A 26,399-nucleotide genomic window follows, 5' to 3' on the forward strand; every position below is an offset into this window, starting at 1 on the left:
GTCGTCGATGACGAAAAGAAGTTGCGGCCTGAAATACCAATAGGCGTAAGCGGCGAACCAGTTGTTGTTGCCGCCCTAGAGGATCACCGTGTCGTCGTTGGAGATGCCGCGCTCGCTGAGCAGCTTGGAGAACTGGTCTCGATCGACGAAGTCGCGGCACCATCTACTGACCTTAATAGTGGATCACCTACGGCAGTGCTACGTAGACCTCACCAAGCTGGAAACGGATCCCTCACCGCATTCTGAGAGTCGCCTCTCACGGCAGGCCGAACCAGCGCTCTCGGCGCTGGGGGGCGAAGTCCCGCTTCTCGGCAGCCAGTGCGGCGGATGGTCCCTCCAGAACCCCGGTCGGTTTGGCGCCGCTCAGGAAGTTGGCGTGCACCTTGCCGACCTCGCCGCGGCCGAACTCGATGAAGCAGTCACCAGCTCCGTCGTACGGCGGCGGCCGCGGTGTCCCCCGCAGTCGCGCGGCGATGTCGTCGGCGACGACCGCGCGGGCGCGGGTCTCTTGGGCGTAGAGCGTCTTCTGATCGCGCCGCGCTCGTTTGGCCGAATACGCCCAGATCGCCCGCCACGCCCCCTGATGATCGTCGGGGTTCCACACCGGTTCGGCTCGGTGCGCGATGTCGTTGACGGTGCTGTTGGCGTGCCGAGGTGTGACGGTGTCGATGATCTGCCGATCGGTGAAAACGTCACCGTTCCAATGGAAATGCGAGGCAAGGTCGATCGGGACCTTCACGCTGCGTGACCCAACGATGAACCCCAACCCGGCCTCATCGAGTGCGGTGAGGTTCGACGCCCAGAGCATGCCGGCGTCCGCGGCCACCACCATCGGAGTATCGGTCAGGTCGTGACGTTCGGCGAAGGCGGTGATGATCGGCACCAGGGTGGTGGACTCGGCGGTGTTGCCCTCGAAACAGCCGATCTCCAAGGGGAACCCGGTGCGATCGACCAACAGACCGATGACGATCTGGGGGTCGATGCGGCGTTCCCTGGAGTACCCGACCTTGCGCAGGTCGTCTTCGTTCTCGGCCTCGAAGTACAACGTCGTCACGTCGTACAACAACAGGCTCAACCCGCCCCGGTCGGCGGCGTGGGTGAAGCACTTCCCAGCGATGGCGTCGCGGTACTTGCCGGTGTTGATCTTCACCAGGTGACGTTGAATCGTCCTGTACGACACCGTGTCTGCGCCCAGATCGGTCAGCACCCGCGCCGCGTCGACCTTGCTGGTGGGCTCCACGATCCGAGCGATCACCAACTCCCTGAACACGCCGTCATCGACCTCGTCGAAACCGAGCCAGTCATAGACCACGCCGATAATGTCGTAGAGCAGCCGCGAATGGGTCGAGGTGGTACGCCCCGGCGGCGCCGGGGCACCCTTGGGCCGGGTCGTCGCGGGAATCAGCGCACCGGCCCGCCAGTCTGCGATCCCATCGACGGATTGGGTCCGGGCCGCCACCTCGATATCGAGAACACCTTGATCCTCGGCGGCCATGCGGCGGGCCCGCTCGAGCAAGATCCCCAGCTGCGCATCGGTATGGGCTGACCCCACATGAGCCAGGATCGTCCGTTGACCTCGATGTTTACGCACGACCTGCACCGCCACCGCACCCGAGGCCGTGCGCACCCTCCGCACGTACGCCACCGCCTGAACTTACCCATTTAGTGCCCCAACCAGGGCACTAAAGCCAGGAAACCCGCAGGTCAGTCCATCGGCAATCCAAAAACCAACCGGCCGCGTCCTAATACTGCAGCCGTAGATCGGGAGCATTGGTGTTCGCGCCGTTTGTAGTGGGAAAGGCGTGCTCGGTATTGGTGTCGTCGTCGCCATCGTGACCAGGCCAGCAGGGTTTCGATGGTGTGGGTGGTGGCCAGGAGCAGGGCGTCGAAGAGACGTCGAAACTCGTTGACGGTCAACGCGATCAGGCCTGCCGGGGTGGCCGTGGTGTCGCGTTCGATCGCGGTGGCCACCGCCAGGAAGGCGTGGGCGAGCATGGCCAGGGTGGTCCAGCGGTGCCAGGAGCGCCAGCGCCGGACCTGGTGCTGATCAAGGCCGGTGAGTCCTTTGGCTGCCTGGAAGGACTCCTCGAAGCGCCAGCGCTGCCCGGCCACGGCCACCAGCGTGCGCAGTGGCACCGGGCGCGGGCTGTAGCAGCGTAGGTAGGCGTGCTCGCCGGTAGTGTCGTTGCGGCGGATCAGCAAATGGTGCACACCAGTGTCGGTGTCGTCTTCGGCCAACAGGCGAAACCAGGTCCAGGAGTACAGACGTGGGCCGTGCGCCCCGGCGCCGGCGGAGTGTTTCCGCCAGGCGTGTGCCGGGATGAGCGCGGGTAACTCGTCGACACGGATCGGACCCGCGTGGGTGGGCACGCGCCGATTGGCCGCTACAGCCAGCACGTAGCCCAGGTCATGACCACGAATGGTTGCGCGCAGGCGCGGGTCGGCGCCATAGACTTCGTCGCCGGCCACCCACGCCGCGGGAACCTTCGCGGCCACCGCGCGGTCGATCAGCGTGACAGCCAAGGCAGGTTTGGTAGCGAAACCCCGCTTATCCGCAGGGATTCCGGGCATCGGTGCACCGGTCATCGTCGTCGGCCCAGCTACGCAGAAGATACAGCGCCCGATCGATCAAGGCGTGCCCGCGCGGTGCTGCATACATCAAATACACCGCGACTTGAGAGTTCTCGATACGCCCAGCAGTGCCACTGTACTGACGTTGCACCCCGACACTGTGGATGCCCTTCTTCACGTCGCCGGTCTCGTCGACCACCAGAATCGCGCCTCGGTCGCCGAACGCATCGACGACATAGTCACGCAGATCGTCGCGGACATCGTCGGCGCCCCAGCTCGCCCGTGCCAGCAGGTGCTGTAACCCGTCGGGACTGACAGCGCCACGGTGCTCGGCGATGGTCCAGCAATTCTTGCGATCCAGGCCCGAGACCATCCCCGACATCAACTCCGCGGCATGCAGAAGTGGTTCGTAGCGACGAAATCGCGGCGCGATCCGGTCGATCACCGCAGAGAACTCCGTCTGCCACCGATCAGGGTCTACGCTGTGAACCGCGGCGCCGCGGCGTATTCGGTTGTCTTCACAAACTCTGAACAATGCCGCGGTCACCGCTCCTACCAGCGCAGACACGCCAGCATCACTAATCCCTATCTACGGCTGCAGTACTAGGCCTGCCAGGCGCGTTGCGCTACGCGATAGAAGTTGCCTCCAAGGACTGCCCGAATGTCTTCGTCGGACCAACCCCGTTCCGTGAGGTGCTCACCAAGAGTTAGAAGCGTTTCGGGTGGCATCCACTGAATCGCTCCCCACCGGGTATAGCTGGCATCGAACAGGTGAGGGTTGCGGGTGAGTTCTTCGACGAAGTCCGCGTAGTCGAAGGAAAAGTCGGTGCTGATGCCGACGTGGTCGATGCCCACCAGGTCGACGGCGTACTCGAGGTGGCGTGTCATCGCCTCCAGCGTCGGCGTGTTGGGGCCCAGGAAAATACCGACGCCGGTGATTCCTATAACCCCACCGGTGGCGGCGCACGCCCGTGCCTGGTCATCGGTGATGTTGCGCGGGTGATCCCAGACTGCCCGCATGCAGGAGTGGCTGTAAATGACCGGGCCGCTTGAGGTGTCGCACATGTCGAGCCCGGTGCGAGGGCTGCAGTGCGAACCGTCGGGAACGATGCCGACAGCGTTCATTTCGGCGATGATCGCCCGGCCCCACGCGGTGAGACCACAGTCGGTGGTGTCCAGGCAGCCATGGCCGGCGCGGTTGGCGTGGTTGTAGGTCGGCAACAACGTGCGCACGCCGAGCTCAGAGAGCGTGACCAGGTTGTCGAGGTTGTTATCGAGGGGCCGTGAGTCTTCGAGGTCGAACACCACGGCGATACGTCCAGCGCCGGTAATCGCGGCGACGTCATCGGAACTGGCCGCCAGTTCCATCGATGGGTGCGCATCGACCGCGGCACGATAGTGCGCCAGCAGCGCCATGGTGGCGTTGAAGCTGTGCGGCGAATACCCTGCATTGACGGACACGAATGCGCCGCCATCACGCTGATACCGGGTCAGCAGGTCCACGTCGGCCACGGGCTGCAAGGGCAGACAGGTGTGCTGATCCCAAAGGAGCGAGGTCATGGCTATCGATCCTGCATCATCGGGGCCGCCAATCGCCTTACCTTTTCGCACCGAGCGGCTGACCATTCGGCCCCTGACGCTAATCGACGTCGAGGCCATGCATGTCGTGTATTCCGACCCCGCGGTCACGCGGTTCATCCCGGGCGGGGTGCGCGACGCGGACGGAACGCGCCAACGTGTCATCGACTTGATCGCCCACCATGAGTGTTATGGAGTGAGCAAATGGGCTGTGACGCTGAATGATTCGGGTGTTTGATCGGTGACTGCGGGTTGCAGTTCTTGCCTGGGCGGCCGGATTTGGAACTGGGGTTTCACCTCGCTCGGGAGTATTGGGGACACGGGTGTGCCACGGAAGCCGCTTCAGCGTGCCTGGGCTGGGCGTTAATCAACCGAACCGAACGGGTCGTGGCCATCGTTGACCCCCAACACCGGACCTCGCAACGGGTTCTGACCAAGCTTGGGCATGCAGCCCGTGGGACGTGACCACATACTTTGACCGAACCTGGATCGTCTATGAGGCCACCGGTGAGCGGGAGTAGCCCAGGCCATGATGCCCAGCATCACAGTGACAATCAAATGGCGTCTCTCGCTGGAGGAGGGCTTTCGGTCAGGCCATTGCTGTGTGCGTGTCGCCAGCCGGCGGCGAGGTTGGCGGTTCGGTTCTTGGCGGAGACCTCGCAGAGGTACTGGCTGCATTGCTTGTTGTTGGTCTGCCACCGCAGTTCGGCGTACAGACGCCGGTTTCTGCGTTGGAGGACCACCCGTCCGAGGGCTCGTGCGCTGTCTCGTACCACGCGGTGATGGCGGCCGCCTGCGGCGCGGTCCTGCTCAAGAGCTTGCCCCTGCTTAGTCCAATGGACCGGCGCCCTCCACTGCTCGTCGCGGACCGGGGTGCGGTTCCAGCCCACGATCGCGCCCGATAGCTAGACCATGCTGAGGTGCCGGGCGCGGGGCCCGTTGCTTGCCGATCCGAAGAGAGCGCCGCGTTGCGCGCTGGTGAGCAGCGTGATGTCGTCGAGTTCGTTGCTGGTGTAGCCGGCGGCGGTGAGTTGGTCGAGTACGGTGCCAACGAGCTGGGGCACCTCCTCGGCCACGCCCGGGCGTGGGCCGTACATGCGGCCGGTCTCATTGAGCAGCCGGAACATCGACCGGTACTGATATCCGGACAGCACACCGCGCTCGTGGGCCCGCACGACCAGCGACGACGCGCTCACACCCCAAGTGAGACGCAGCTCGTCGAGTTCGTGCACGGTCCGCACCGACACGCGGTCCAAGTCGAAGCCGATATCGCCGATAGGTGCAAGGAACTCGGCGGCGAAACTGTTGGCCCGGCGCTCGACTTCGGCGGGGCTGACCAGTGTCATCGCGTCCATGACGAGATGACCGAGTTCGTGGGCCAGCGTCATCCGCATGCGGTCGGGCGGCCGGGCCGCGTTGACATACACCAGGTGCGGGTGATGCTCACTTGCACGCAGGGTCACCGCGTCGATCTCGTCGTCGAGAAAGTCGTCGACCACAACGAACACGCCTGCGGCTTCGAGCAATTCGGTCATGGACCGGATCGGGCCGGCGATACGCCACAAGCGGCGCAGAACCTGGGCGACGGTGATCTCGCCGAGCTCGGACGCGAAGTCGGCCGGGTCAAGATCGGGAAGCGCGAGCTTGGGGTTGATGTCGGCGTGCGACACCAGGCGGCCGATCCGCATCGCGACAAGATTCGCCCGGGCCCACACGCGGTCACGCTTCCACTCAGCCGCACTCAGGTTGGCCCGGAAATGGCTGCCCTGAGCGGGGGACCGGGTGAAGGGCACACACAACGCCTCCGGCCGGCATCCCATGGCCTGCGCGTAGTCGAGCAAGGCCTTCCCCGCCAGGGGCAGCAGTCCCGCCTCCACTCTGCTGACGTGTGAGGCGGATACCGCGGCCTCGTCGGCCAACCGCTTTTTCGACCATCCACACGACAGTCGGGTCAACTGCACCATCACGCTGTTCGCCGCGTCGTCGTACGGATTCGGTGCCGTCACAGATCGCCTCCCATCCGTCTCGGTGCTGTCTTCCGACACTAGCCCGTCGTTGCCGCGGAATCGCGTAGAAACACCGTTTGATCTGCGTTTTCCCAGTTCACACTCGCTATCCGGCGTGGGACGTGTGTGGCTGGTGTGACGATAGCCAATTTTCGGCCCGGGCGCTCGCCAAACTGCGGCCCCGTGCGCGAACGGCGTGTCTTCCAGACCAAAACCTTACCACGGTCTGCACGATTCTATGCAAGGTTTTCGGCTGAAAGGCGGGGTCGTGACAGCTCCGATGGATCAACCCACCGCACCCGAGGGTCCGGTCTCTCGCAAGGAGGCCCGGCGGCTGCTCAAACAGGTGACGGTCGGGGTGGGAGCGATGCTGCTGGCTGCGGTCGATGACTGGAATGCGTTGTCGGCGAGGCACTCCGCGCATCTTCGGACGGTGATGCAAGGGCTCGGACGCGGCGCTTATGTGGCGGCCGCCGTTGCGGCGGGCACCGATGTATGGCTGAGCACGCACGGAATGCATCCACCCGGACACACCGTCGTGAAGCCCTACCGCTGGCCCGAGATCAGCAGCCGCGGGAAGACACACATGATGATCCACCACAACGAGATGGAACCGACCACCCCGCGGCGGACCGCGTTCTTCACCCAGGACTCGGCGACCCTGGGCCTGGTCGGCGATCCCACTCATTGCGAGCTCACGTGGGACTACGACATCGTCACCGACACCCACATCCGTCGGATCTGGGTCAGCGCCCCGGGTGTCGACTGGGACCGCTTCGAGGTCCCCATGGCCAAAGTGCAGGCCCAATACGCGACGTGGCGCAATCGTGACATGAAATGGCTGCCCGGGGCGCTGCCCACTGACACCGCCGCAGCCGAGCCGATGCCGTCTCGCGAACCGCAGGAAGACCTGCGGCCCGACATCCAGGTGCGGCGGCCCCGGCGCCCCGAGGAAACCCGGGATGCCGAGTGAGGGCGGCACCGGTGTCCATCCACGGACGGGCGACGTGGACCGTGGTGGACGCATCGGGCCTACCGATCGGGGAGGTCGAGCAGTTCCTGCACTGGCTGCGCGCGGTCGGTCGTTCCCAGAACACCGTCCGCTCGTATGCACGCCACCTGAGCTTGTTCTACCGGTGGCTGGGCGCGCGCGGAATCCCCTGGGACGCCGTGGTATTCGACGCACTGTGCGATTTTGTGGGCGCCCTGTCCGCCGGTTTGCCGCCTCTGCCGACCCGCACGGGCAGCCGGGCGCCGGGAACGGTGAAGGCGGTCAGCGCGGCCGTCCGCGAGTTCTACGAGTTCCATCGTGTAGAAGGCCGCGGACCGCAGGATCTCGTGTTGACCCGCAACCCATCTCGGCTCCCGCGCCGGTCACACAACTTCCTGTCCCACATCGAGCAACGACACCCGAGTGCGGTCTCCCGGTTGACCCGGCCGGGCAAACAGCCCGCGGAGACCGTGCAGACGATCGACTTCGAGGCGGACTTCGCGACGTTGCTGGCGGCGGCGTCGACCTGCCGCGACCGGCTGCTGCTCTCCGCGCTGTATGACCTGGGGCTGCGGATCGGGCAGGCGTTGGGGTTGCGGCACGCCGACCTGGACCCGATGCGCAAGCGAGTTCAGGTATGTCGCCGGGAAGACAACACCAACGGGGCGCTGTCAAAGCAGCGCGCACAGTTCGCGGTGGACGCGCCCCGCCGGTTCTTCGACCTGTACGCCGCCTACCTACTCGGTGAGATCAGCGGCATAGACAGTGATTACGTCTTCGTCAACCTGTCCCGGCCCCCGATCGGCGGACCGCTGTCGTACTCGAACGCCTACCAGATCATCGAACATATCGGCTCGGCTGCGGGTCTCGACGGGCTGCACCCGCACATGCTGCGCCACACCCACGCCACCGCCCTGGCGAAGGCCGGCTGGACATCGGCCGAGATCGCCGCCCGGCTCGGGCAATCTCACGCCGCCAGCGCCGACGTCTATATCCACCTCGCCAGCGACGACCTGGCAGACCGGCTGCGCCGCACCGAGCGTCTGGTGTGGGCGCCACCGCAGCCCGGGGCAGGCCGTGAGAAACGTTGAATCCCAGCGAGGCTCCTCCCGGGGAGGTCGCCGTTCGCCGCTACAGGTGCCCGACGGGCCGTGGTGTCAGCCGACGTGGCAGGTCGTCGAAACAGCCGGAGACCGCCGCCGCCGGGCCACCGACCCCTGCGCCGTCGACGCATGCAAGAGCGAGCGGTACTGGCTTGGCGGCCCCCAGACCACCGGCGAACGACGCGGATTGTGCTACGCGCACTACTTCCAATGGTTCCGCGCCGGCCAGCCCGCCGACTTCACCGCTTGGGCGAACTTCGAAGCCCGGCCGGTCGGAGCCCCGCGCGGCTACCTCTCGGCCCAGGTCGTCGACTTCCGGCGGTTACCGCAGGTCGCGGCCGATGAGATCCGGTTCGTCGTTGCCACCAAAGTCCGCCGCGGCGACTGGACCCCCAACACCAGCCTCCGCCGCTTCCTCATGGTGCTGATCGACACCGCCGACGGGCGAATCACCGACTCGCTTACCGAGCGACCCACTGAGGACTGGCTTCTGCTGTGCCGGCAACATTGGCCGCACACCAGCTCGTTCGACTCGCTGTGCGCGCCCTACCTTCGGCGCTTCTTCCGGCTCCTCGACGGCGCCACCAACCCCAACCTGTGGGCCGACGACCATTGGCACTGGCGAGACGGATTCGAATTCGTCCTCGACGCAACCCAATCCGGATCGACACACACAGCCGTGGACTGGTCCACGGTGCCCCTGCCGTGGCTGCGGACTGCGGTCAAAGAACTCGCACGACGACAGCTCACCACCGCCACCATGTCGTGGGGAACGCTGACCCAGTGGGTGCGCGCCACCCGCCAACTCGCCCGGTTCCTCACCCGCGACGACGAGCAGCCGGAGCCGTGCGCGGTGACCAGGCCGGTCTTCCTTGACTACCTGGCGTGGACGCGTCGACCGGACACCGAAGCGGACTCCCGGCTCGCCAATACCGCTGCCTACCTGCTGGAGTCGCTGCACGACACCCAGATCGTGCCCGATCTCGGGGCGGCGGTGTTCCTCCGACGAGGCGAAAACGTGCACCGCAAGACCCGCAGCCCCCGCCCGTTCCCGCCGGACGTGATCGACCGCGTCGACACACTGATCGTCGACAACCCCGCAACCGACCCCACCCTGCGGTCGATGATCGCCACGACCCGGTGGGCAGGCTGCCGCATCTCCGAACTGGTCGCACTGCCCATCGACTGCCTGCACCGCTCCGACGCGGGCTACTGGATCGAATACTGGATGCCCAAAACCCGAGCATGGCGCCGATTCCCCATCCCCGACAGCCTCGCAACAATCGTCCTCGACCAGCAGACCCGCGTCCGCGACACCTACGGACCCGACGCCGAACACCTATTCCCAGGCGCTCGGTCGAACGCCGCCGCCGGCCGCACCCAACCCTGGTCGACCAGCGGCCTCCGGCACCGACTCGCCGCCCTGTTCACCGAACACGGGATCACCACCTCAACCATCACCGGCGAGCCGATCTCCGGCGGCGACGTGCACCGCTTCCGGCACACCATCGGAACCACGCTGCTCAACAACGGGTGGACCCAACAAGAAGTACGTGACTTCCTCGGCCACCACAGCGACACCATGACCTCTGCATACGCCCGCATCACCGACGACACCCTCGCCCGCAAAGCACGCGAATTCTGGGACAGCGCCACCGCCGACACGACCAACACCGATGCCGATGTTGAGCGACTCCGGGCCCGATTCACCATGGCTCTGCCCAACGGATTCTGTACTCTCCCAACGGCACAACGCTGCGAATTCCGGCCCAACCCCTGCCTCGACTGCTCCTTCCACGACCCCGGCGGCCGCGTCTTCCTCGGCGCCCACATCGCCCACCGCGACCAACTGCAACGCCTCACCGCGGACGCCCGCGAATGCGGCGACACAGCCGCCGTCGAGTTGAACACGGCGATGCTCGACAAAGTCACCAAGCTGATCAGCGAAATCGACCCGAAGACCTCGCAGGACGCCCAGTGAGCGCCGGTGACCGCGAACGCCGCACCGCCCGCCTGGGCGAAGCTGCCGCCGCTCGCACCGCAGACGCCGCAGCGCGCGCCCGCAGGGCGATCACAAAACTGCGCAACACCGGTGAACCCGTCACCTTCGTCGCCGTCGCCCGTGAGGCGAGTGTGTCAACCAGCTTCCTCTACCAGCACAGCCAACTCCGCAATGACATCACCACTCTCAGGACCACCGCCAGTGCCGCGGCGGCGACCGGAGTTAAATCCGCCGCCAGCATCGAATCGCTCCGCACCAAACTGGCAGCCGCCATCGCCCGAAACCGTGAGCTCACCGAAGAGATCGCACAGCTACGCACCGAAAACGAAGCGCTCCGCAGCCGACTCCTCGAAATCCGCACTCCCGCAGCAGCAACTTGTCCGTCTTAGCGCCGTCAGCAGCCGCCCACGGTTGGATTGCCCGCTAACGGGGACCAGTCGTGTCCGGATGGCTTGTGCACCAATCTTAGTCGCGCTGTCCGATGCGATGATTGCGGCCTCGTGAGGAACTTAGTCTGGCGCGGAACTTCTCAATCTCCGTTGCGAGTTGGGCCCTGATCTCGGCGAACGTAGCCCGCCGCTGCTCCGGGTGATTGAGAAGTGTCGTACAGGCTGCGGCGAGCAGGCGCGAGGTGGTGAACAGCTTGGTCGACTGAAGGTCGCGGTTGATCACTCGCAGCAGGGTGGCCGCGCCGTCCGGATCGTTTGCAACCCGCCGGAGGAGCTCGGTGACCAGCGGTGAAGGTGCCCCTGGTGGGGCCATCTGCATGGCGAACCAGTACATGTCGTAGGAACTGCGGTCGCGGTGCTGCCACCAGCGTTTCATCGCCTCGTCTTGGGCGGTCGCCGAGCCGGCCGATGCGCTGATGGCCGTCGACAGCGCCTTGGCCTGGCAGAGCGCGTCGGAGATGCCCTGACCGGGGGTGAAATCCTTGAAATGCCCGGCATCCCCGACCAGTACCCACCCCGGTCCGGCCGATTCCCGAAAGTAGCTGTGCCAGTTCGCCATCACCCGCAGCGGACCGTCACGTTCGGCGCCGCCCACGATGTCATCGAGCTCAGGCCAGGCGCGAATTGCGTTGCGGAAATTGGCTTCTCGATCCCGATGGAAATTGTGCGCAGCGTCATGGTCGACAGCGACCGTCGCCATGTACAGGCCCGAGTCTGTCGGGCTGGCGAGGAAGGCCAGGTTGCCTTTTCGACCGATCCGTAGTCGGGGTTCGTGCGGCCCAGTGGCAAAGTAGCCCCAGACCGGTATACGCCCCGCAGGTTTTACCAGGTACTTGTGCGCGCCCACCGACTCGGCAATCACCGACCCGCGGCCGTCAGCCCCGACCACCAGACCAGCTTCCAGTGGCCCGTGCGCGGTGTCGATACCGATGACTCTTCCGCCGGACCTGCGGGCACCGGTGACTCGGCATCTGGTTCGCACATCGGCACCGGCGTCCCTGGCTATCTGCAGCAAGGCCTGATCGAGGATCGTCCGGCGCACGTTTAGTCCCGGATGTGTGTATCGGTCATCGAGGACACCGTCGATGCGGATGTCGTCGATCACCACGCTGAATCGGTCCAACTGTGCCGCACTGCGAGCCAGCAGCGGCTCCAACGCGCCGAGTTCGTCAAGGATCGCCACGCCCCGGGGCTGCAGCACATGGGTGGACGGTGTCTCACTCGGAAAGGCAGCCTTATCGATAAGGCAGACCCGCATGCCGGCCCGCGCCAAGTAAATGGCGAGCGCTGAACCAGCACAACGCGCACCCACCACGACAACGTCGAACGATTCCATGGGCACTTCTCCGCGCGGCTCGCCTGACGAACTTACCAATGGTTAAAGTAGCGATGATCTGCAAACTTATCAATGGCAAAATCGTCTACGCAGTATCCTGCAGCAATGTCTGAAGCTGGGGAGCACCGGCACTACCACCACGGTGACCTCCGAGCAGCGGCGGTCGCCGCGGCGGTCGCCGAGGTCGAGGAAGTGGGCATTTCGGCAGCTTCGATGCGCCGAATCGCACGAAGGGCGGGTGTGACACACGCGGCCCTCGCTCATCACTTCGCCCACAAAACCGGTCTGTTCACCGCCGTTGCCACAGAAGGATTTAGGCGAATGGCGGAGGCGATCGAGCCAGCCGCATCTGGTGATCGGGGATTCCTGTACGGGGGCGCGGAGTACGTGAGGTTCGCACTCGAGAACCGTGGGTTCTACGAGGTGTTGTTCCGCCCCTACCTATGCCATCAGGACGACCGAGACCTCAAGCAGGCTCGGACAGCGGCCTTCGACATCCTCTACGGAACCGCCCGGCGAAGCCTAGCCAGTGTTTGCGATGCCGATACCCTCACCGATGCCGACGTTGCCAGCCTCGTCATCGCCGGCTGGTCGATGTCTCACGGCTACGCGACCCTCCTGGCGACCGAAAACCTCGCCGACCGGCCGTCCGGAGACATCCTTCGCGGAGTCGAGCTCCTCGCCAGGCTGGTCGGTAGTCCGCCGAACGACAACGAGGCGACGCGCTAGCTCCAGTTGTCGAGATGGACAGGGGGCTCGGCGCGACTGAACACGAGCAGCGCCGCCGTCAACGACTTCCTAGAGATAATCCGTCCACGACGACGGGCCGACGCTTCGCTGTGGGCCCGTCGTGGACGTCGACTCCACGCTCGGGCCTCCTAGAGATATCGAATCTCCTAGGCTCCACAATCTTTCCCCAGGCCGAACCTCCGCCATGTGAGGTTCGCCTCTCCCCCGTGCGGGTAGCCCCCTGAAGTGCCGCGACGACGCGGCGACCATATTCGAGGAGGGGCACGAGATGGCTGAATCCGCCGACGTGGAGAAAGAAGCCAGGGACGCGCTGCTCGAGGCGATCCGCGCGGCTACCCCGAGCGCGTCCACGACCGGGCTGCAGGAGCTGGCGACCGCGTATGCACTCACCGTCGGCGCCCGCGGTGGCCATCTTCCGGGGGTCGCGGCCTCCTAGCGGCCGCTGCGGTCAGCATTCGACGACGTTGAGGGCCAGGCCCCCCAGCGACGTCTCCTTGTACTTCTCGGCCATGTCCGCGCCCGTGTCGCGCATGGTCTTGATCGCGGTGTCGAGGCTGACGCGGTGCGTGCCGTCACCGAACAGTGCCAGGCGCGCGGCGGCGATCGCCTTCACAGACGCGATCGCATTACGCTCGATGCACGGGATTTGGACGAGCCCGCCGACCGGATCGCAGGTCAGGCCGAGGTTGTGTTCGATCCCGATCTCGGCGGCGTTCTCCACCTGGGCCGGCGTCCCGCCGAGCACCGCGGCCAGCGCACCGGCCGCCATCGAGCACGCCGATCCGACCTCGCCCTGACAGCCGACCTCCGCGCCGGAGATCGACGCGTTGGCCTTGAACAACTGTCCGATCGCTGCGGCGGTCAGCAGGAACTCGACCACCCCGTCCTCGTCCGCCTCCGGGACGAACCGCCAGTAGTAGTGCAGGACAGCGGGAATGATGCCGGCAGCGCCGTTGGTCGGTGCGGTGACGACCCGTCCGCCCGCGGCGTTCTCCTCGTTGACCGCCAGCGCGTACACCGTCACCCAGTCCATCGCGTACAGCGGATCGCTGCGGTCCCGCTCCAGCGCCTCGGCCAGCACGTGTGCCCGTCGCTGGACGTGCAGGCTGCCCGGCAGGGTGCCGTCGGTGGCCAATCCCCGAGCGACGCAGTCGCGCATGGCCGACCAGATCCGCAGCAGGCCAGTTCGTAGCCGTGCGCCGTTACCGAGGGCCTGCTCGTTGGCGCTCACCAGATCTGCGATGCGGCAACGATTCTCCTCGGCGAGGCGGACCAGCTCGGCTCCGGTGTGGAACGGGAACGGAAGCGCGACCTGCTCCGGCGCGTCCTCCGCAGCCTCGTCCTCGTCGACGACGAACCCGCCGCCCACCGAGTAGTAGACACGGCGCAGTACGGGGGCGCCGATGGAGTCGAACGCGGTGAAGACCATGCCGTTGCTGTGAAAGTCCATGGCCCGCAGGGACAGAACGATGTCGGCCGCCGGGTCGAACGCGATCGCGTGCTCCCCCGCCAGCAGCAACTGCCGCCGCTCCCCTATCTCGGCGACGCGGTGTCGCGCCTCGTCGGGGTCGACGCTCTCGGGGTCGGCGCCTTCGAGCCCCAGCATCACCGCACCCGGGGTCCCGTGTCCCGCGCCCGTCGCGCCGAGTGACCCGTACAGCTCCACCTGTACGCCGGCGACGCCGGCCGGCGACCCGTCATTCTCCAACAGGCCGACGAAACGCCGGGCGGCCCGCATCGGTCCCACGGTGTGTGAGCTCGATGGGCCGATGCCGATCGAGAAGAGATCGAACACCGAGACCGCCACGGTCGTAACCCTTTTCGTTAGGGCTTCGGGGTGACCTCGACGCTGGGCGGCAGCGGCGAGGGATCGGGTTGAGCGGATCGGCGCAGGATCGAGAACGTCACCGCGCCGCCGGCGAGCACCGCGACGGCGACGCCGGCCAGCAGCAGAGGGCGTACCCGTCGGCGCGGCTTGCGGGCGTTCTGCACGACCTCGGGCAGGTTCGCGACGACCTGCTGGGCCGCGGCGAGCTCCGTGCGCAGCTGACGGGCCACCTTGCTGCGGCGGTACCGGTCCCCGGCCCACGAGGCGGACGACCGCGCCGACTCCACGCCGAGTCCCACCGCTCCCCTGGTGACGTCGACCGGACCGACGGTCGAGTACTTCAGGCCGCGGCTCAGCCGCTGGCGGGGGGTCAGGCGTTCGCGGGTCGTGGAGCTCATGTCCCACCTCTTTCTCGATGGACGGATGTCGCGTGTTCAGCCTGCCATCTGCGCCGAGCGCACGGTGCCCGGTTGGCCCGCAGACCGCGCGTGGCAGACTTGATTCCCGTGACGAGTCCCATTCAGACCGCGACCGCAACCCTGCACACCAACCGCGGCGATATCAAGATCGCTCTGTTCGGAAACCACGCCCCCAAGACCGTGTCCAACTTCGTCGGACTGGCCCAGGGCACCAAGGAATACAGCACGGAGAATGCGTCGGGTGGCTCGTCGGGGCCGTTCTACGACGGCGTGATCTTCCACCGCGTCATCGAAGGCTTCATGATCCAGGGCGGCGACCCCACGGGTACCGGCCGCGGCGATGCGGGCTACAAGTTCGCCGACGAATTCCATCCCGAGCTGCAGTTCGACAAGCCCTACCTGCTGGCGATGGCGAACGCCGGGCCGGGCACCAACGGTTCGCAGTTCTTCATCACCGTGACCGAGACCCCGCACCTGAACCGTCGCCACACCATCTTCGGTGAGGTCGTCGATCCGGAGTCGCGCAAGGTCGTCGACGCGATCGCCACCACGGCGACAGATCGCAGCGACCGTCCGGTCGAGCCGGTCGTCATCGAGTCGATCACCATCTCCTAGCAGTGATTCGGGTGTAGTTGGTCAACCTCACGTTGACCAACTACACCGAAATCACCCCGGGCCGGGGGCGAAACCGGCCTCGGTCAGTGCGTCGAGCACGTTCAGCGGGTCGGTGGACAGGTCCCAGCGACTCAACACGTAGAGCTTGTCGTCGGTCGTGTCGATCTCCAGGAGCCGGACTTTGCGTCCGATCCGGCGGAACTCCGTGATCCGGATGCGCTTGATGTCGGCGGTCGTGATCCGCCGCGCTGTGAACCACCCGCGGTAGACCAGAGCGTCATCGGAGATTGCCAGCTTCGGCCGGGCCCGCCACGACATCAGTGCAAACACAATTAATCCGACCGCGGCAAAACCGATCAGGATGCGGCCGGGAGCGTCTGTGACCAGCGTCACAGCGCCTACAGCGAGCACGACACCCAAGATCGCCTGGACGACAAGTCCCGCCGTCTGCGGCTGCCAAGAAGTTTGCTGCACGGGTTCTTCACACCCCTCTACCGCGTCAAACGGTGGTTATCCACAAGTGCTATCCCCAATGGGGATGAATCACATCCGTGTGATCCGGTGACAGCCTGGTTGCGGCCAGGAGAACGGCAGGCGTCCAAGATGAATTCATCCGGGGCACCGCGCCCGGTCACCGCCAGCGCATCGTGAGCAACAGCCCCGTGATCATGAAGGCAAACGCGATCGCGTAGTTCCACACGTTCAGGTCGGCCATCCACTGCAGGAAGCCCGGGACTTCGGGCCCACTGCCGGCGAGCTGGAACACGATCAGCCAGACCAGACCGATCAGCATCAGACCCACGAACAGCACGACGAACCAGGTGCTCGACGGGCCGGCCTTGACCTTGACCGGAGTCCGGCTCACCGGGTTGATGGTGAAGTCGTTCTTCTTACGGACCTTGGACTTGGGCATGCTTACCTTCGGACGTTCGGCGCCGCGGCTGGAGCCGGTGTCGTGAACGACCGGTCAGTGCGACGATGTGTAGAGGAAAGCCTAACGCAGGACAGGAGTGGCACCTCCCGATGACCGACCGGCGCGAACTTCCGCGGAAACGCTCCGTGTGGCGTTTCGGCGTCCCGGTGGTCTGCGTGGCGGCCGGCCTGCTTCTCGGCACCACCTACGGGGTGTCCGGTGGCGACGAGATCCGCCGTAGCGATGCGCCCCGCCTGGTCGACCTCGTCCGGGAGGCCCAGCAGTCCGTCGACCGGTTGAGCGCCGAGCAGGGCGCACTGGCCCTGCGGTTCGACAACCACCACGGCGGCTCGCCGGGCGCCGCCGCCGCACTGACCGCCATGACCGACCGCGGCAACGCCCTCGCCGCCCAGGCCGGGCTCACACCGCTGCGCGGACCGGGCCTGGTGGTCACCCTCAACGACGCGCAGCGCGACGCACAGGGCCGGTTCCCGCGCGACGCCTCCCCCGATGACCTCGTCGTGCACCAGCAGGACATCCAGGGCGTCATCAACGCGATGTGGAGCGCGGGCGCCGAAGGGATCCAGGTGCAGGACCAGCGGATCATCGCAACGTCGGCGCCGCGGTGTGTCGGCAACACGCTGCTGCTCAACGGCCGGACCTACAGCCCGCCGTACGTGATCTCGGCGGTCGGAGATCCCGGCGCGATGCAGGCCGCCCTCGCCGAGTCCCCGCTCGTCACGCTCTACAAGCGCTATGCGGTCCGATTCGGCCTCGGGTACACCGAAGAGACTCGCGACGTGGAGCTCGTCGGACATTCCGAATCGGTCCGGATGAAGTTCGCCCAGCCCATGGGCCCGCTCGGCTACTGAACCGCGCCGTACCCCTGGCGGTAACCTGTGCAGAATGCAGGTCCTCGTCGTCGACAACTACGACAGCTTCGTGTTCAACCTGGTCCAGTATCTGGGTCAGCTGGGCGTCGAGGCGAAGGTCTGGCGCAACGACGACGAGCGCCTCGTCACCGACGCGGACATCGCGGAGGTCGCCGGCGACTTCGACGGTGTGCTGCTCAGCCCCGGACCCGGTACGCCCGAGCGCGCGGGTGCCTCCATCCCGCTGGTGCACGCGTGCGCCGAAGCGGGCACACCGTTGCTCGGCGTCTGCCTGGGCCATCAGGCTATCGGCGTCGCGTTCGGCGGCACCGTGGACCGGGCACCGGAGCTGCTGCACGGTAAGACCAGCACCGTGCACCACGCCGACGAGGGTGTGCTCAAAGGCCTACCGGATCCGTTCACAGCGACGCGGTACCACTCGCTGACGATCCTGCCGGAGACGGTGCCCGACGAGCTCGAGGTGATCGCGTGGACGGGCCGGGGCGAGCGCAGCGACGGGGGAGAGCAGCGCGGGGTCATCATGGGCGTGCGGCACCGGGACCTGCCGATCCACGGCGTGCAGTTCCATCCCGAGTCGATCTTGACCCAGGGCGGTCACCGGATGCTGGCGAACTGGCTCGGCGACTGCGGCGACGCTCCCGACGAGGCGCTGATCCGGGCGCTCGAGGAGGAGGTCGAGACCGCGGTCGCGGCGGCTACGACGCGAAATTCAGCGTGATCGTCGCGCCGTAGTTCACCCCGGACCCGGCCGACGGGCTCTGCCGGACCACGGCGTTGGTGCGTTGACCGCTGTTCTGCACGTCGCCGCCCTTGTCGAGGACGCCCGTCCATCCGAGCGCGCGCAGCCGGGGTTCGGCGTCGGTCCAGAACTGGCCGGTGAGGTCGGGCATCACGAACTGGTTGCCGCGCGACACCTGAATCTGGATGACCGAGTCCTGCGGCACCGTCTGGCCCGGCGCGGGCTCGATACCGACGACCTGGCCGGCCGATACGGTGCTGTCGACCTCGACGGGCACGGCCTTGGTGAAACCGGACGCCGACAGGATCTGCTGACAGGTCTCGACGGTCTGCCCGACGCACTCGGGCACCACGGCCGTCGCCGGACCCTTGCCGATGACGACGGTGATCTCGTTGGTGATCGCCGAGGTCTGGTTCGCCGGCGGCACCGTCGACAGCACGCGGTCCTTCTGCTCGGGCAGCGAGGTCGACGTGGTCTGCCGGAACCTCTCGAAGCCGGCGTCGGTGAGCCGCCGGACCGCGTCGGCGTAACTCAGGCCCGAGACGTCCGGCACTTCGCGCTGCTCGGGTCCGGTCGACACGTTGAGGGTGATCTCGTCGCCGGCGGCGACCGACGTGTTCGCGTTGGGGTCGGTGTCGATGACGTGGTCGGGCGGCACCTCGGAGTCGGGTTTCTGCTGGGTGCGGATCGAGAAGCCACGATTCTGCAGCGTGGCGATCGCGTCGGCCGAAGCCTGCCCGCTGACGTCGGGCACCTGGACCTCACGGGTCTCGCCGCCGAACGCGTTGATGCCGATGGTGACCAGGACCGTCAACACCGCCAGCACGGCGACCGCGATGAGCCAGCGGCCCAGGGAACCGCCGCGCTCCCGTTCGTCGTATCGCGGCTGGTGCGGGCCGACGGGGTCGACGGGCTCGGTGCGCAGGTGCGCCGGCGTCGAGGCCAGCAGCGACGTTCGTTCGGCGTCGGTGAACACCTTCGGGGCGTCGGGAATCTCGCCGCTGTGGACCTTGACCAGGTCGGAGCGCATTTCCGCGGCCGTCTGGTAGCGGTTGTCCGGGTTCTTGGCCAGCGCCTTGAGCACCACCGCGTCGAGTTCGGGGGAGATGCCGGTGTGCCGCTGCGACGGCGGCACCGGGTCCTCCCGGACGTGCTGGTAGGCGACGGCGACAGGTGAGTCACCGACGAACGGCGGCTCACCGGTGAGCATTTCGTAGAGCACGCACCCGAGCGAGTACACGTCGGAGCGGGCGTCGACCTTCACCCCGCGCGCCTGCTCCGGGGACAGATACTGCGCGGTGCCGATGACCGCGGCGGTCTGGGTGACGGGATTGCCGGCATCGGCGAGCGCGCGGGCGATGCCGAAGTCCATGACCTTCACCGCGCCGGTCTTGCTGATCATGATGTTCGCCGGCTTGACGTCGCGGTGGATGATCCCGTGCTGGTGGCTGAAGTTCAGCGCCTGGCACGCGTCGGCGATGACCTCGATCGCCCGCTGGGGCGGCATCGGCCCGTCGCTGTGCACGATGTCGCGCAGCGTCACGCCGTCGACGTACTCCATCACGATGTAGGGCAGCGGGCCGGTGGGCGTCTCGGCCTCGCCGGTGTCGTAGACCGCGACGATCGCCGGGTGGTTCAGTGCCGCGGCGTTCTGTGCCTCCCGACGGAAGCGCAGATAGAAGCTGGGGTCGCGGGCCAGGTCCGCGCGCAGCACCTTGATCGCGACGTCGCGGTGCAGTCGCAGGTCACGGGCCAGATGGACTTCGGACATGCCGCCGAAGCCGAGGATCTCGCCGACTTCGTAGCGGTCAGAAAGGTGCTGTGGGGTGGTCATCGCAGTATCTGTTCTGAAACGTGCAGCATCACCGACGGCGATGCGGTGTCGACGGGTCCGGATACCCGATTCTGGCCGGGTTCATCGGGTTTCACCGGAGCCGCGGCGCCGGGGGTTTTCGCGGGACCTTCACCGGGCGCCGCGGGCGGGCTGCCCGGGGTCTCGGTGACGGTGTTGGTGGTCCGGTTCGGGCTGTTCTGCTGGTCCTGGTGGTTGAGGACGATCAGGATCGCGATGACGATCGCGAGCGCGCCGAGCACGCCTGCGGCCCACAGCAGTGCGCGCTGACCCGACGAGAACGTGCGCCGCGCGGGCGGGGCGGAGCGGTGGTGGCTGCCGGTGGTTCGGGTGCGTGAGGTCTGGGCCGGGGCGCGGCCGGTCGCCTCGGCGGGTGGCCGGTTCTGGATGGCGGGCGGTACCGCGGCCGGGGCGGCGCGCCCGATCGACGGTGCGGCGTTGGGCCGGGGTGGCCGGCGTCCGGCGCGCACCGCGGCGACGGCGTCGGCGAACGGGCCGCCGGACTTGTACCGCATGCCGGGGTTCTTGACGAGGGTGATCTCGATGAGCTCGCGGACGTTCGGCGGCAGGTCGGCGGGCAGCGGCGGAGGGGTCTCCTTGATGTGTTTCATCGCGACGGTCAGCGCGCCGTCCCCGGTGAACGGCCGCTTGCCCGACACCGCCTCGTAGCCGACGACGCCGAGGGAGTACACGTCGCTGGCTGCGGTCGCGTCGTGGCCGAGGGCCTGCTCGGGGGCGATGTACTGCGCGGTGCCCATCACCATGCCGGTCTGGGTGACGGGTGCGGCGTCGACGGCCTTCGCGATGCCGAAGTCGGTGAGCTTCACCTGGCCGGTCGGGGTGATCAGGATGTTGCCCGGCTTCACGTCGCGGTGCACCAGGCCGGCCGAGTGGGCCACCTGCAGAGCGCGGCCGGTCTGCTCGAGCATGTCCAGCGCGTGCCGCAGCGACAGTCGGCCGGTCCGTTTGATCACCGAGTTCAGCGGTTCACCGTTGACGAGCTCCATCACCAGGTAGGCGGTGCGGCCCTCGCCGTCGATGTCGGTCTCGCCGTAGTCGTAGACCCCGGCGATGCCGGGGTGGTTGAGCATCGCGACCGTGCGGGCTTCGGCGCGGAAGCGCTCGACGAACTCGGAGTCGGTCGAATATTCGGCCTTGAGCACCTTGATGGCGACGCGGCGACCCAGCCGGGAGTCGACACCCTCCCAGACCTGGCCCATGCCGCCGGTCGCGATCAGCCTCTGCAGGCGATAGCGACCCGACAGGGTGACGCCCACGCGGGGACTCATGAGGCACCTCGCAGTGCCGCCGCGATCGTCGCGCGACCGATCGGCGCGGCCAGCGCTCCACCGGTGGCTCCGAGGCGGTCCCCGCCGTTCTCGACGAGCACCGCCACCGCGACTGTGGGTGCCTGCGCGGGCGCGAAGGCGATGTACCAGGCATGCGGCGGCGTGTTGCGCGGATCCGTGCCGTGCTCCGCAGTGCCGGTCTTGGATGCGATCTGCACGCCGGCGATGGCTCCCTTCTGCTGAGTCACCTGCTCGGCGGCGACCATCAAGTCCGTAAGTGTATCCGCGACCTTCTCCGGTACCGCCCGGCGCTCTTCGGTGGGGGAGGTGGTGGCGATGTTCGCAAGGTCGGGACCCTTCAGGCTCTCGACCAGGTAGGGGGTCATCGTGACGCCGTTGTTCGCGACGGTCGCGGCCACCATCGCGTTCTGCAGCGGGGTCATCGCGACGTCGCGCTGGCCGATGCTGGTCATCCCGAGGGCGGCGTCGTCGACGATCGGTCCGATGGTCGACTCGGCGACCTGCAGCGGAATCGCCGGGGGAGCGGTGTCCACCCCGAACCCGACGGCGGTGGAGCGCAGCGCGTCGGCGCCGGTGTCGATGCCGAGTTGGACGAACGCCGTGTTGCACGAGTGTGCGAACGCATATTCCAGTGTCGCGGTCGGGCCGCCGCCGCACGCGGTGCCGCCGAAGTTCTCCAGCGTCGCGGTGCTGTTGGGCAGCGGGATCTGGGGCGCCGCGGTCAGCTGCGTCTGAGGTGTCGCACCGGCCTCCAGCGCCGCCGCGGTGGTGAGCACCTTGAACGTCGACCCCGGCGGGTAGGTCTCGGAGATCGCACGATTGAGCAGCGGCGAGTCGGGGTTGTCCCGCAGCGCCTGCCATGTCTGGGCCTGCTCGTCAATGTTGTGCGATGCCAACAGATTCGGGTCGTACGAAGGAGCTGACACCATTGCCAGGATCTTTCCGGTCGACGGTTCGAGGGCGACGACGGAGCCCTTGCACGGCCCGTTGCAGCCGTCCTCCATGGCATCCCACGCGGCCTGCTGAACGTCAGGGTTGATGGTCGTCGAGACGTTGCCGCCGCGGGGATCGCGGCCGGTGAAGAAGTCGGCGAGCCGGCGTCCGAACAGCCGCTCGTCCGACCCGTTGAGAATCGTGTCCTCGGCGCGTTCGAGCCCCGAGCTCGAGTAGGTCAGCGAGTAGAAGCCGGTGACGGGGGCATAGGCCATCGGGTTCGGGTAGACGCGCAGGAAGCGGAAACGTCCTTCGGTGGACACCGAATACGCCAGCAGTTGGCCGCCGGCCGAGATCTGGCCGCGCTGGCGGGAGTACTCGTCGAGGAGGACGCGTTGGTTGCGCGGATCCGATCGCAGTCCGTCGGCGGTGAAGACCTGCGTCAGAGTGGCGTTGGCCAGCAGCACGACGATCAGGGCCATGATCATGACGGAGATGCGGCGCAGTGAGGTGTTCATACCTTCTGGATCACCTCGGTGCTGGCCCCGGCGATGCTGCCCGGCGGCAGTGGCCTCGTCTGGATCGGTTTACGGGCGTTGTGGGAGATGCGCACCAGGATGGCCAGCAGCAGGTAGTTGGCCACGAGCGACGATCCGCCGTAGGACATCCAGGGGGTGGTCAGACCGGTCAGCGGGATCAGCTTGGTGACTCCGCCGACGACGATGAACAACTGGATGGCGAGGGTGGCGGCCAGACCGGCGGCCAGCAGCTTGCCGAAGCTGTCGCGAATCGCGATCGCAGTGCGCAGCCCGCGGATGATCAGGATGGTGTAGAGCATCAGCACAGCCGAAAGACCAACCAGCCCAAGCTCTTCCCCGATGGCGGCGATGATGAAGTCGGTGGACGCGGCCGGCACGGTGCCGGGTTGCCCGTTGCCCAGGCCGGTGCCGAAGATGCCGCCGGTGGCGAAACTGAACAGCGACTGCACCATCTGATAGCCGGCGCCGTCGGGGTCGGCGAACGGGTCGCGCCAGGTCTGCACCCGGACCCGCACATGGTCGAAGAGAAAGTAGGCGGCGATGCTGCCCGCCGCGAACAGCGCGAGTCCCAGCACCACCCAGCTGAAGCGTTCGGTCGCGATGTACACCATCACCAGGAACGAGGCGTAGAGCAGAAGCGATGTGCCGAGGTCTTTTTCGAAGATCATCACGCCGATCGACGCGATCCAGGCGGCCAGCAGAGGAGCGAGATCGCGGGGCCGGGGCAGATCCATTCCGAGGACGTGGGTGCCGGCGCTGGTGAACAGGCTGCGCTTGTCCACCAGGACGGCGGCGAAGAAGACCAGCAGCAGGATCTTGGAGAACTCAGCGGGCTGAATCGAGAAGCCGTGGAACTGAATCCAGATCTTGGCGCCGTTCTGCTCGGACATCGACCGCGGCAGCACCGCGGGAATCGCGAGCAGAATCAGTCCGGTCAGCCCGCACACGTAGCCGTAGCGGGACAACATGCGATGGTCGCGCAGAAAGATCACCACCGCCGAGAACCCGAGCACACCGACGAGCGTCCACAGCATCTGCTGATTGGCCGAGCCACCGAGGCCCTGTGAGGTGTTCTCGCCCTGGGCGAGGTCGAGGCGGTGGATCATCACCAGGCCGAGGCCGTTGAGCAGTGCGACGACCGGAAGCAGCAGCGGGTCGGCGTACGGCGCGAAACGGCGGACGGCCAGGTGCGCGCCGGTGAACAGCGCGAGATAGGCCACCGTGTACTGGGCGAGATCCCAGTGCAGGCCCTGCTCCTGGTTGGCTTCCACCAGCAGCAGCGCGATCGTGGTGAGGAACGCCGCGAAGCCGAGCAGAAGCAGCTCGGCGTTGCGGCGGTTGGGCAGGGCCGGGGTCACCGCGACGGGAGCCTGCGGCTGGGTTGTCATTCCTCGACTCCCGCTCGCTCCGGTCCTCGCTCGTACCTCGCTGCGATCCTCACTCGCGCTCGTCTTCGGGTCGTCATGACACTTCCCGGCAGTTCGTCCCTGGTTCGGGCGGGGGGGGCGGCAGCGCGGTGACGGTCGGTGACGGGGACGGAGGCGGGGGCGGGGCCGAACCCGACGGTGACGGAGCCGACGACGTGCGCGGCGGAACGGGTGCCGGCGTGCCGGTACGCGGATCCGGGCTCGCCGCAGGCGATTCCGGCGGGGTCGTCGTCGGGGTGGACGCGGGCGGCGCCGGCCGCGGCAAGGACGCGCCCGGGGAGGGCGCGGGCCTGGGGCTCGGGGTCGGGGTCGGGGTTGTGTGCGTGGCGCACACCGGGAGCACGGAGCTTCGGGACAGTTCCTCGATCTGGCCGATCGCCTGGTCGAGAGATCCGGACGGGAGACCGGCGATCACCTGCGCACGCTCGGAGGGGCGCATGTCGTCGACGCCGAGGAGACGGCAGTCGCGGGGCTCACCGGACTGGTCGGCGCTGATGAGGGAGAGTTCGTTGCGGTTGTTCAGACATCCGAGGAGATAGGGCTCCTGCAAGGAGACTCCGAGAAAGGAGCCCTGAACACCTCGCATGATGGAGACGGTGCCGTCGTTCTCGCTGACGTAGTAGTTGTTGCGCACGATCTCGCGTCCGACAGCCAGCCCCGCCAGCACCACCAGGACCAGGACCGTCGCGGCGATAATGGGACGCCGCCGTGACCGGGGTCGCGGCGGCGGTTCTTCGGGTTGGGGCACAACGCGTTTGGCGGCGTTGCGCTTCGGATTGAACGCCGAGGCGCGCCCGGCCGCGGTGTTGGGCGGCGCCGACTGGTCGTCGTCCCCGGACACCGCACCCGCGAGGATCGGCTGGGTCTGCCCGTAGTCGTAGTCGACGACGTCGGCCACCACCACGGTCACGTTGTCGGGCCCGCCGCCGCGCAGCGCCAATTCGATGAGACGGTCGGCGCTTTCGGTGACATCGTCGATCTGCAGCGCCTCGGCGATGGTGTCCTGGCTGACCGGGTCGGACAGACCGTCCGAGCACAGCAGGTAGCGGTCACCGGCACGGGCTTCCCGCATGATCAGCGTCGGCTCGACCTCGTGACCGGTCAGCGCGCGCATGATCAGGGAACGCTGCGGGTGGCTGTGTGCTTCCTCCGCGGTGATCCGGCCCTCGTCGACGAGGGTCTGAACGAACGTGTCGTCCTTGGTGATCTGCGTGAGCTCGCCGTCCCGCAGCAGATAGCCGCGGGAGTCACCGATGTGGACCAGACCAAGACGGTTGCCCGCGAACAGGATTGCCGTCAGCGTGGTGCCCATGCCCTCGAGCTCGGGGTCGGCTTCCACGTGGGAGGCGATCGCGTTGTTGCCCTCACGCACCGCGGAGTCGAGCTTGCTGAGCAGGTCGCCGCCGGGCTCGTCGTCGTCGAGGTGCGCCAGCGCCGCGATCACCAGCTGGGACGCGACCTCCCCGGCGGCATGACCGCCCATCCCGTCGGCGAGGGCGAGCAGACGCGCACCGGCGTACACCGAGTCCTCGTTGTTGGCGCGCACCAGGCCCCGGTCACTGCGGGCTGCATATCGAAGAACGAGTGTCACGGGCGCAACTCGATCACCGTCTTGCCGATTCGCACCGGGGTGCCCATCGGAACTCGTACCGCTGTCGTCACCTTCGCCCTGTCGAGGTATGTACCGTTGGTTGATCCTAGGTCCTCTACATACCATTCCGGACCTCGTGGCGAGAGCCTGGCGTGGCGCGTCGAGGCGTAATCGTCGGTCAGCACGAGGGTGGAGTCATCGGCGCGTCCGATCAGCACCGGCTGGGTGCCCAACGGGATGCGGGTGCCGGCCAGTGCGCCTTCGGTGACGACCAGCTGGCGCGGCGTGGTCCTGCGGCCCCGGTGGGGGAGCAGCGATCCACGCAGGGCCAACCCGCGGCGAACCATCACCGCGCCGGTCGGCGCGTAGATGTCGGTGCGCAGGATGCGCAGCACCGACCAGATGAACAACCACAGCAAGAGAAGGAAGCCGACACGGGTCAGCTGCAGAACAAGCCCCTGCATCTGACGTCCTCTCCGTACCCGGTCATGCTCCTCGCGCAAGCGCTCGTCGGTCTTTCGGCAGCGCCACCATACTGGGGCCGCGGTCGACGT

24 protein-coding genes and 4 pseudogenes are annotated in these 26,399 nt (G+C 67.0%); 12 read left to right on the top strand and 16 right to left on the bottom strand.

Translation table 11 applies throughout. The features are described from left to right. Window positions 1–78: 78 nt before the first annotated feature. The 4 genes and pseudogenes from DYE23_RS31155 to DYE23_RS00090 all read right to left on the bottom strand — a co-directional run. Window positions 79–156 (bottom strand): annotated as a pseudogene (locus DYE23_RS31155) (hypothetical protein); the annotation flags it as partial. 307 nt (window positions 157–463) lie between these two features. After that, window positions 464–1,645: pseudogene (locus tag DYE23_RS00080) on the bottom strand (IS1634 family transposase); the annotation flags it as partial. Window positions 1,646–1,704: 59 nt separating this feature from the next. Beyond that, window positions 1,705–3,013 (bottom strand): annotated as a pseudogene (locus tag DYE23_RS00085) (IS701 family transposase). A 161-nt stretch (window positions 3,014–3,174) separates the two neighbouring features. Next, window positions 3,175–4,131, bottom strand: a complete 957-nt coding sequence (locus tag DYE23_RS00090) for a dipeptidase (RefSeq protein ID WP_115326144.1) — start codon at window positions 4,129–4,131, stop codon at window positions 3,175–3,177. Here DYE23_RS00090 and DYE23_RS31670 point away from each other — a divergent pair. Beyond that, the gene (locus tag DYE23_RS31670) at window positions 4,130–4,387 is read left to right on the top strand and encodes a GNAT family N-acetyltransferase (protein ID WP_115326145.1); all 258 of its coding nucleotides are present in this window, start codon (window positions 4,130–4,132) and stop codon (window positions 4,385–4,387) included. The two genes, DYE23_RS00090 and DYE23_RS31670, sit on opposite strands and share 2 nt — an antisense overlap. Next, on the top strand, window positions 4,384–4,614 hold the full coding sequence (locus tag DYE23_RS31915; RefSeq protein ID WP_115326146.1) for a GNAT family N-acetyltransferase: 231 nt from the start codon (window positions 4,384–4,386) through the stop codon (window positions 4,612–4,614). The genes DYE23_RS31670 and DYE23_RS31915 overlap by 4 nt, the downstream gene beginning before the upstream one ends. A gap of 440 nt (window positions 4,615–5,054) precedes the next feature. On the opposite strand, the gene DYE23_RS00110 is transcribed toward DYE23_RS31915, so the two are convergent. Next, the gene (locus tag DYE23_RS00110) at window positions 5,055–6,155 is read right to left on the bottom strand and encodes an ImmA/IrrE family metallo-endopeptidase (protein ID WP_115326148.1); all 1,101 of its coding nucleotides are present in this window, start codon (window positions 6,153–6,155) and stop codon (window positions 5,055–5,057) included. 268 nt (window positions 6,156–6,423) lie between these two features. Between DYE23_RS00110 and DYE23_RS00115 the strand changes: the two genes are divergently transcribed. The 4 genes from DYE23_RS00115 to DYE23_RS00130 are packed head-to-tail and all read left to right on the top strand — an operon-like array spanning window position 6,424 to window position 10,640. Continuing rightward, window positions 6,424–7,128 (top strand): hypothetical protein, encoded by a 705-nt coding sequence (locus tag DYE23_RS00115; protein WP_235660286.1) that lies wholly within the window; start codon window positions 6,424–6,426, stop codon window positions 7,126–7,128. Next, window positions 7,125–8,237, top strand: a complete 1,113-nt coding sequence (locus DYE23_RS00120) for a tyrosine-type recombinase/integrase (protein WP_115326150.1) — start codon at window positions 7,125–7,127, stop codon at window positions 8,235–8,237. Before DYE23_RS00115 ends, DYE23_RS00120 begins: the two co-directional genes overlap by 4 nt. Window positions 8,238–8,283: 46 nt before the next feature. Further along, the gene (locus DYE23_RS00125; protein WP_115326151.1) at window positions 8,284–10,230 is read left to right on the top strand and encodes a tyrosine-type recombinase/integrase; all 1,947 of its coding nucleotides are present in this window, start codon (window positions 8,284–8,286) and stop codon (window positions 10,228–10,230) included. Next, complete coding sequence (locus DYE23_RS00130) at window positions 10,227–10,640, top strand: DUF6262 family protein (RefSeq protein ID WP_115326152.1); 414 nt, start codon at window positions 10,227–10,229, stop codon at window positions 10,638–10,640. Before DYE23_RS00125 ends, DYE23_RS00130 begins: the two co-directional genes overlap by 4 nt. 76 nt (window positions 10,641–10,716) lie before the next feature. On the opposite strand, the gene DYE23_RS00135 is transcribed toward DYE23_RS00130, so the two are convergent. Further along, a complete protein-coding gene (locus DYE23_RS00135; protein WP_115326153.1) occupies window positions 10,717–12,036 on the bottom strand; it encodes an NAD(P)/FAD-dependent oxidoreductase in 1,320 nt (439 codons plus the stop codon). A 105-nt stretch (window positions 12,037–12,141) separates the two neighbouring features. Here DYE23_RS00135 and DYE23_RS31675 point away from each other — a divergent pair. From DYE23_RS31675 to DYE23_RS30695, 3 genes and pseudogenes are all read left to right on the top strand, one after another. Continuing rightward, window positions 12,142–12,324: pseudogene (locus tag DYE23_RS31675) on the top strand (TetR family transcriptional regulator); the annotation flags it as partial. 33 nt (window positions 12,325–12,357) lie between these two features. Beyond that, window positions 12,358–12,765, top strand: coding sequence for a TetR-like C-terminal domain-containing protein (locus DYE23_RS00140; RefSeq protein WP_235660532.1), 408 nt, complete (start codon window positions 12,358–12,360; stop codon window positions 12,763–12,765). Between the two features lie 289 nt (window positions 12,766–13,054). Further along, complete coding sequence (locus DYE23_RS30695; protein WP_172527677.1) at window positions 13,055–13,222, top strand: hypothetical protein; 168 nt, start codon at window positions 13,055–13,057, stop codon at window positions 13,220–13,222. Between the two features lie 12 nt (window positions 13,223–13,234). Here DYE23_RS30695 and DYE23_RS00145 read toward each other — a convergent pair whose 3' ends face one another. Continuing rightward, the gene (locus tag DYE23_RS00145; protein WP_115326155.1) at window positions 13,235–14,593 is read right to left on the bottom strand and encodes an L-serine ammonia-lyase; all 1,359 of its coding nucleotides are present in this window, start codon (window positions 14,591–14,593) and stop codon (window positions 13,235–13,237) included. Between the two features lie 17 nt (window positions 14,594–14,610). Further along, complete coding sequence (gene cwsA, locus DYE23_RS00150; protein ID WP_011891723.1) at window positions 14,611–15,012, bottom strand: cell wall synthesis protein CwsA; 402 nt, start codon at window positions 15,010–15,012, stop codon at window positions 14,611–14,613. A 90-nt stretch (window positions 15,013–15,102) separates the two neighbouring features. On the opposite strand from cwsA, the gene DYE23_RS00155 reads away from it, so the two are divergent. Continuing rightward, a complete protein-coding gene (locus DYE23_RS00155) occupies window positions 15,103–15,648 on the top strand; it encodes a peptidylprolyl isomerase (RefSeq protein ID WP_011891722.1) in 546 nt (181 codons plus the stop codon). A gap of 51 nt (window positions 15,649–15,699) precedes the next feature. On the opposite strand, the gene DYE23_RS00160 is transcribed toward DYE23_RS00155, so the two are convergent. Then, on the bottom strand, window positions 15,700–16,122 hold the full coding sequence (locus DYE23_RS00160; protein ID WP_011891721.1) for a PH domain-containing protein: 423 nt from the start codon (window positions 16,120–16,122) through the stop codon (window positions 15,700–15,702). Window positions 16,123–16,279: 157 nt separating this feature from the next. Then, a complete protein-coding gene (gene crgA / locus DYE23_RS00165) occupies window positions 16,280–16,561 on the bottom strand; it encodes a cell division protein CrgA (protein ID WP_011891720.1) in 282 nt (93 codons plus the stop codon). A gap of 110 nt (window positions 16,562–16,671) precedes the next feature. Here crgA and DYE23_RS00170 point away from each other — a divergent pair, with 110 nt between their 5' ends. Both DYE23_RS00170 and DYE23_RS00175 read left to right on the top strand, forming a co-directional pair. Continuing rightward, a complete protein-coding gene (locus DYE23_RS00170; protein WP_011891719.1) occupies window positions 16,672–17,433 on the top strand; it encodes a DUF881 domain-containing protein in 762 nt (253 codons plus the stop codon). A 34-nt stretch (window positions 17,434–17,467) separates the two neighbouring features. Next, on the top strand, window positions 17,468–18,172 hold the full coding sequence (locus DYE23_RS00175) for an aminodeoxychorismate/anthranilate synthase component II (protein ID WP_011891718.1): 705 nt from the start codon (window positions 17,468–17,470) through the stop codon (window positions 18,170–18,172). Here the strand turns inward: DYE23_RS00175 and pknB are convergent. The 6 genes from pknB to DYE23_RS00205 form a co-directional block, all read right to left on the bottom strand. Further along, on the bottom strand, window positions 18,150–20,027 hold the full coding sequence (pknB, locus tag DYE23_RS00180; RefSeq protein ID WP_011891717.1) for a Stk1 family PASTA domain-containing Ser/Thr kinase: 1,878 nt from the start codon (window positions 20,025–20,027) through the stop codon (window positions 18,150–18,152). The two genes, DYE23_RS00175 and pknB, sit on opposite strands and share 23 nt — an antisense overlap. Beyond that, on the bottom strand, window positions 20,024–21,334 hold the full coding sequence (locus tag DYE23_RS00185; protein ID WP_115326156.1) for a protein kinase domain-containing protein: 1,311 nt from the start codon (window positions 21,332–21,334) through the stop codon (window positions 20,024–20,026). The genes pknB and DYE23_RS00185 overlap by 4 nt, the downstream gene beginning before the upstream one ends. Beyond that, window positions 21,331–22,806: a D,D-transpeptidase PbpA gene (gene pbpA / locus DYE23_RS00190; RefSeq protein WP_011891715.1), complete on the bottom strand. Its 1,476-nt coding sequence runs from the start codon at window positions 22,804–22,806 to the stop codon at window positions 21,331–21,333. Before pbpA ends, DYE23_RS00185 begins: the two co-directional genes overlap by 4 nt. Beyond that, the gene (locus DYE23_RS00195; RefSeq protein WP_011891714.1) at window positions 22,803–24,215 is read right to left on the bottom strand and encodes a peptidoglycan glycosyltransferase RodA; all 1,413 of its coding nucleotides are present in this window, start codon (window positions 24,213–24,215) and stop codon (window positions 22,803–22,805) included. The genes pbpA and DYE23_RS00195 overlap by 4 nt, the downstream gene beginning before the upstream one ends. 73 nt (window positions 24,216–24,288) lie before the next feature. Beyond that, on the bottom strand, window positions 24,289–25,845 hold the full coding sequence (locus DYE23_RS00200) for a PP2C family protein-serine/threonine phosphatase (protein WP_013470282.1): 1,557 nt from the start codon (window positions 25,843–25,845) through the stop codon (window positions 24,289–24,291). After that, window positions 25,842–26,309, bottom strand: coding sequence for an FHA domain-containing protein FhaB/FipA (locus DYE23_RS00205; RefSeq protein ID WP_013470283.1), 468 nt, complete (start codon window positions 26,307–26,309; stop codon window positions 25,842–25,844). The genes DYE23_RS00200 and DYE23_RS00205 overlap by 4 nt, the downstream gene beginning before the upstream one ends. Window positions 26,310–26,399: the final 90 nt, after the last annotated feature.

The sequence above is a fragment of the Mycolicibacterium gilvum genome (genome assembly GCF_900454025.1).
In the GTDB taxonomy this organism is placed as follows: domain Bacteria; phylum Actinomycetota; class Actinomycetes; order Mycobacteriales; family Mycobacteriaceae; genus Mycobacterium; species Mycobacterium gilvum.

What these genes read in the sequence shown, in the direction of transcription:
- DYE23_RS31670 (WP_115326145.1), top strand. Translation starts at nt 4,130, where the DNA reads ATGGCTATCGATCCTGCATCATCGGGGCCGCCAATCGCCTTACCTTTT.
- DYE23_RS00090 (WP_115326144.1), bottom strand. Translation starts at nt 4,131, where the DNA reads ATGACCTCGCTCCTTTGGGATCAGCACACCTGTCTGCCCTTGCAGCCC.
- DYE23_RS00135 (WP_115326153.1), bottom strand. Translation starts at nt 12,036, where the DNA reads ATGGAATCGTTCGACGTTGTCGTGGTGGGTGCGCGTTGTGCTGGTTCA.
- DYE23_RS00140 (WP_235660532.1), top strand. Translation starts at nt 12,358, where the DNA reads ATGGCGGAGGCGATCGAGCCAGCCGCATCTGGTGATCGGGGATTCCTG.
- DYE23_RS30695 (WP_172527677.1), top strand. Translation starts at nt 13,055, where the DNA reads ATGGCTGAATCCGCCGACGTGGAGAAAGAAGCCAGGGACGCGCTGCTC.
- cwsA (WP_011891723.1), bottom strand. Translation starts at nt 15,012, where the DNA reads ATGAGCTCCACGACCCGCGAACGCCTGACCCCCCGCCAGCGGCTGAGC.
- crgA (WP_011891720.1), bottom strand. Translation starts at nt 16,561, where the DNA reads ATGCCCAAGTCCAAGGTCCGTAAGAAGAACGACTTCACCATCAACCCG.
- DYE23_RS00170 (WP_011891719.1), top strand. Translation starts at nt 16,672, where the DNA reads ATGACCGACCGGCGCGAACTTCCGCGGAAACGCTCCGTGTGGCGTTTC.
- DYE23_RS00175 (WP_011891718.1), top strand. Translation starts at nt 17,468, where the DNA reads ATGCAGGTCCTCGTCGTCGACAACTACGACAGCTTCGTGTTCAACCTG.
- pknB (WP_011891717.1), bottom strand. Translation starts at nt 20,027, where the DNA reads ATGACCACCCCACAGCACCTTTCTGACCGCTACGAAGTCGGCGAGATC.
- DYE23_RS00185 (WP_115326156.1), bottom strand. Translation starts at nt 21,334, where the DNA reads ATGAGTCCCCGCGTGGGCGTCACCCTGTCGGGTCGCTATCGCCTGCAG.
- pbpA (WP_011891715.1), bottom strand. Translation starts at nt 22,806, where the DNA reads ATGAACACCTCACTGCGCCGCATCTCCGTCATGATCATGGCCCTGATC.
- DYE23_RS00195 (WP_011891714.1), bottom strand. Translation starts at nt 24,215, where the DNA reads ATGACAACCCAGCCGCAGGCTCCCGTCGCGGTGACCCCGGCCCTGCCC.
- DYE23_RS00205 (WP_013470283.1), bottom strand. Translation starts at nt 26,309, where the DNA reads ATGCAGGGGCTTGTTCTGCAGCTGACCCGTGTCGGCTTCCTTCTCTTG.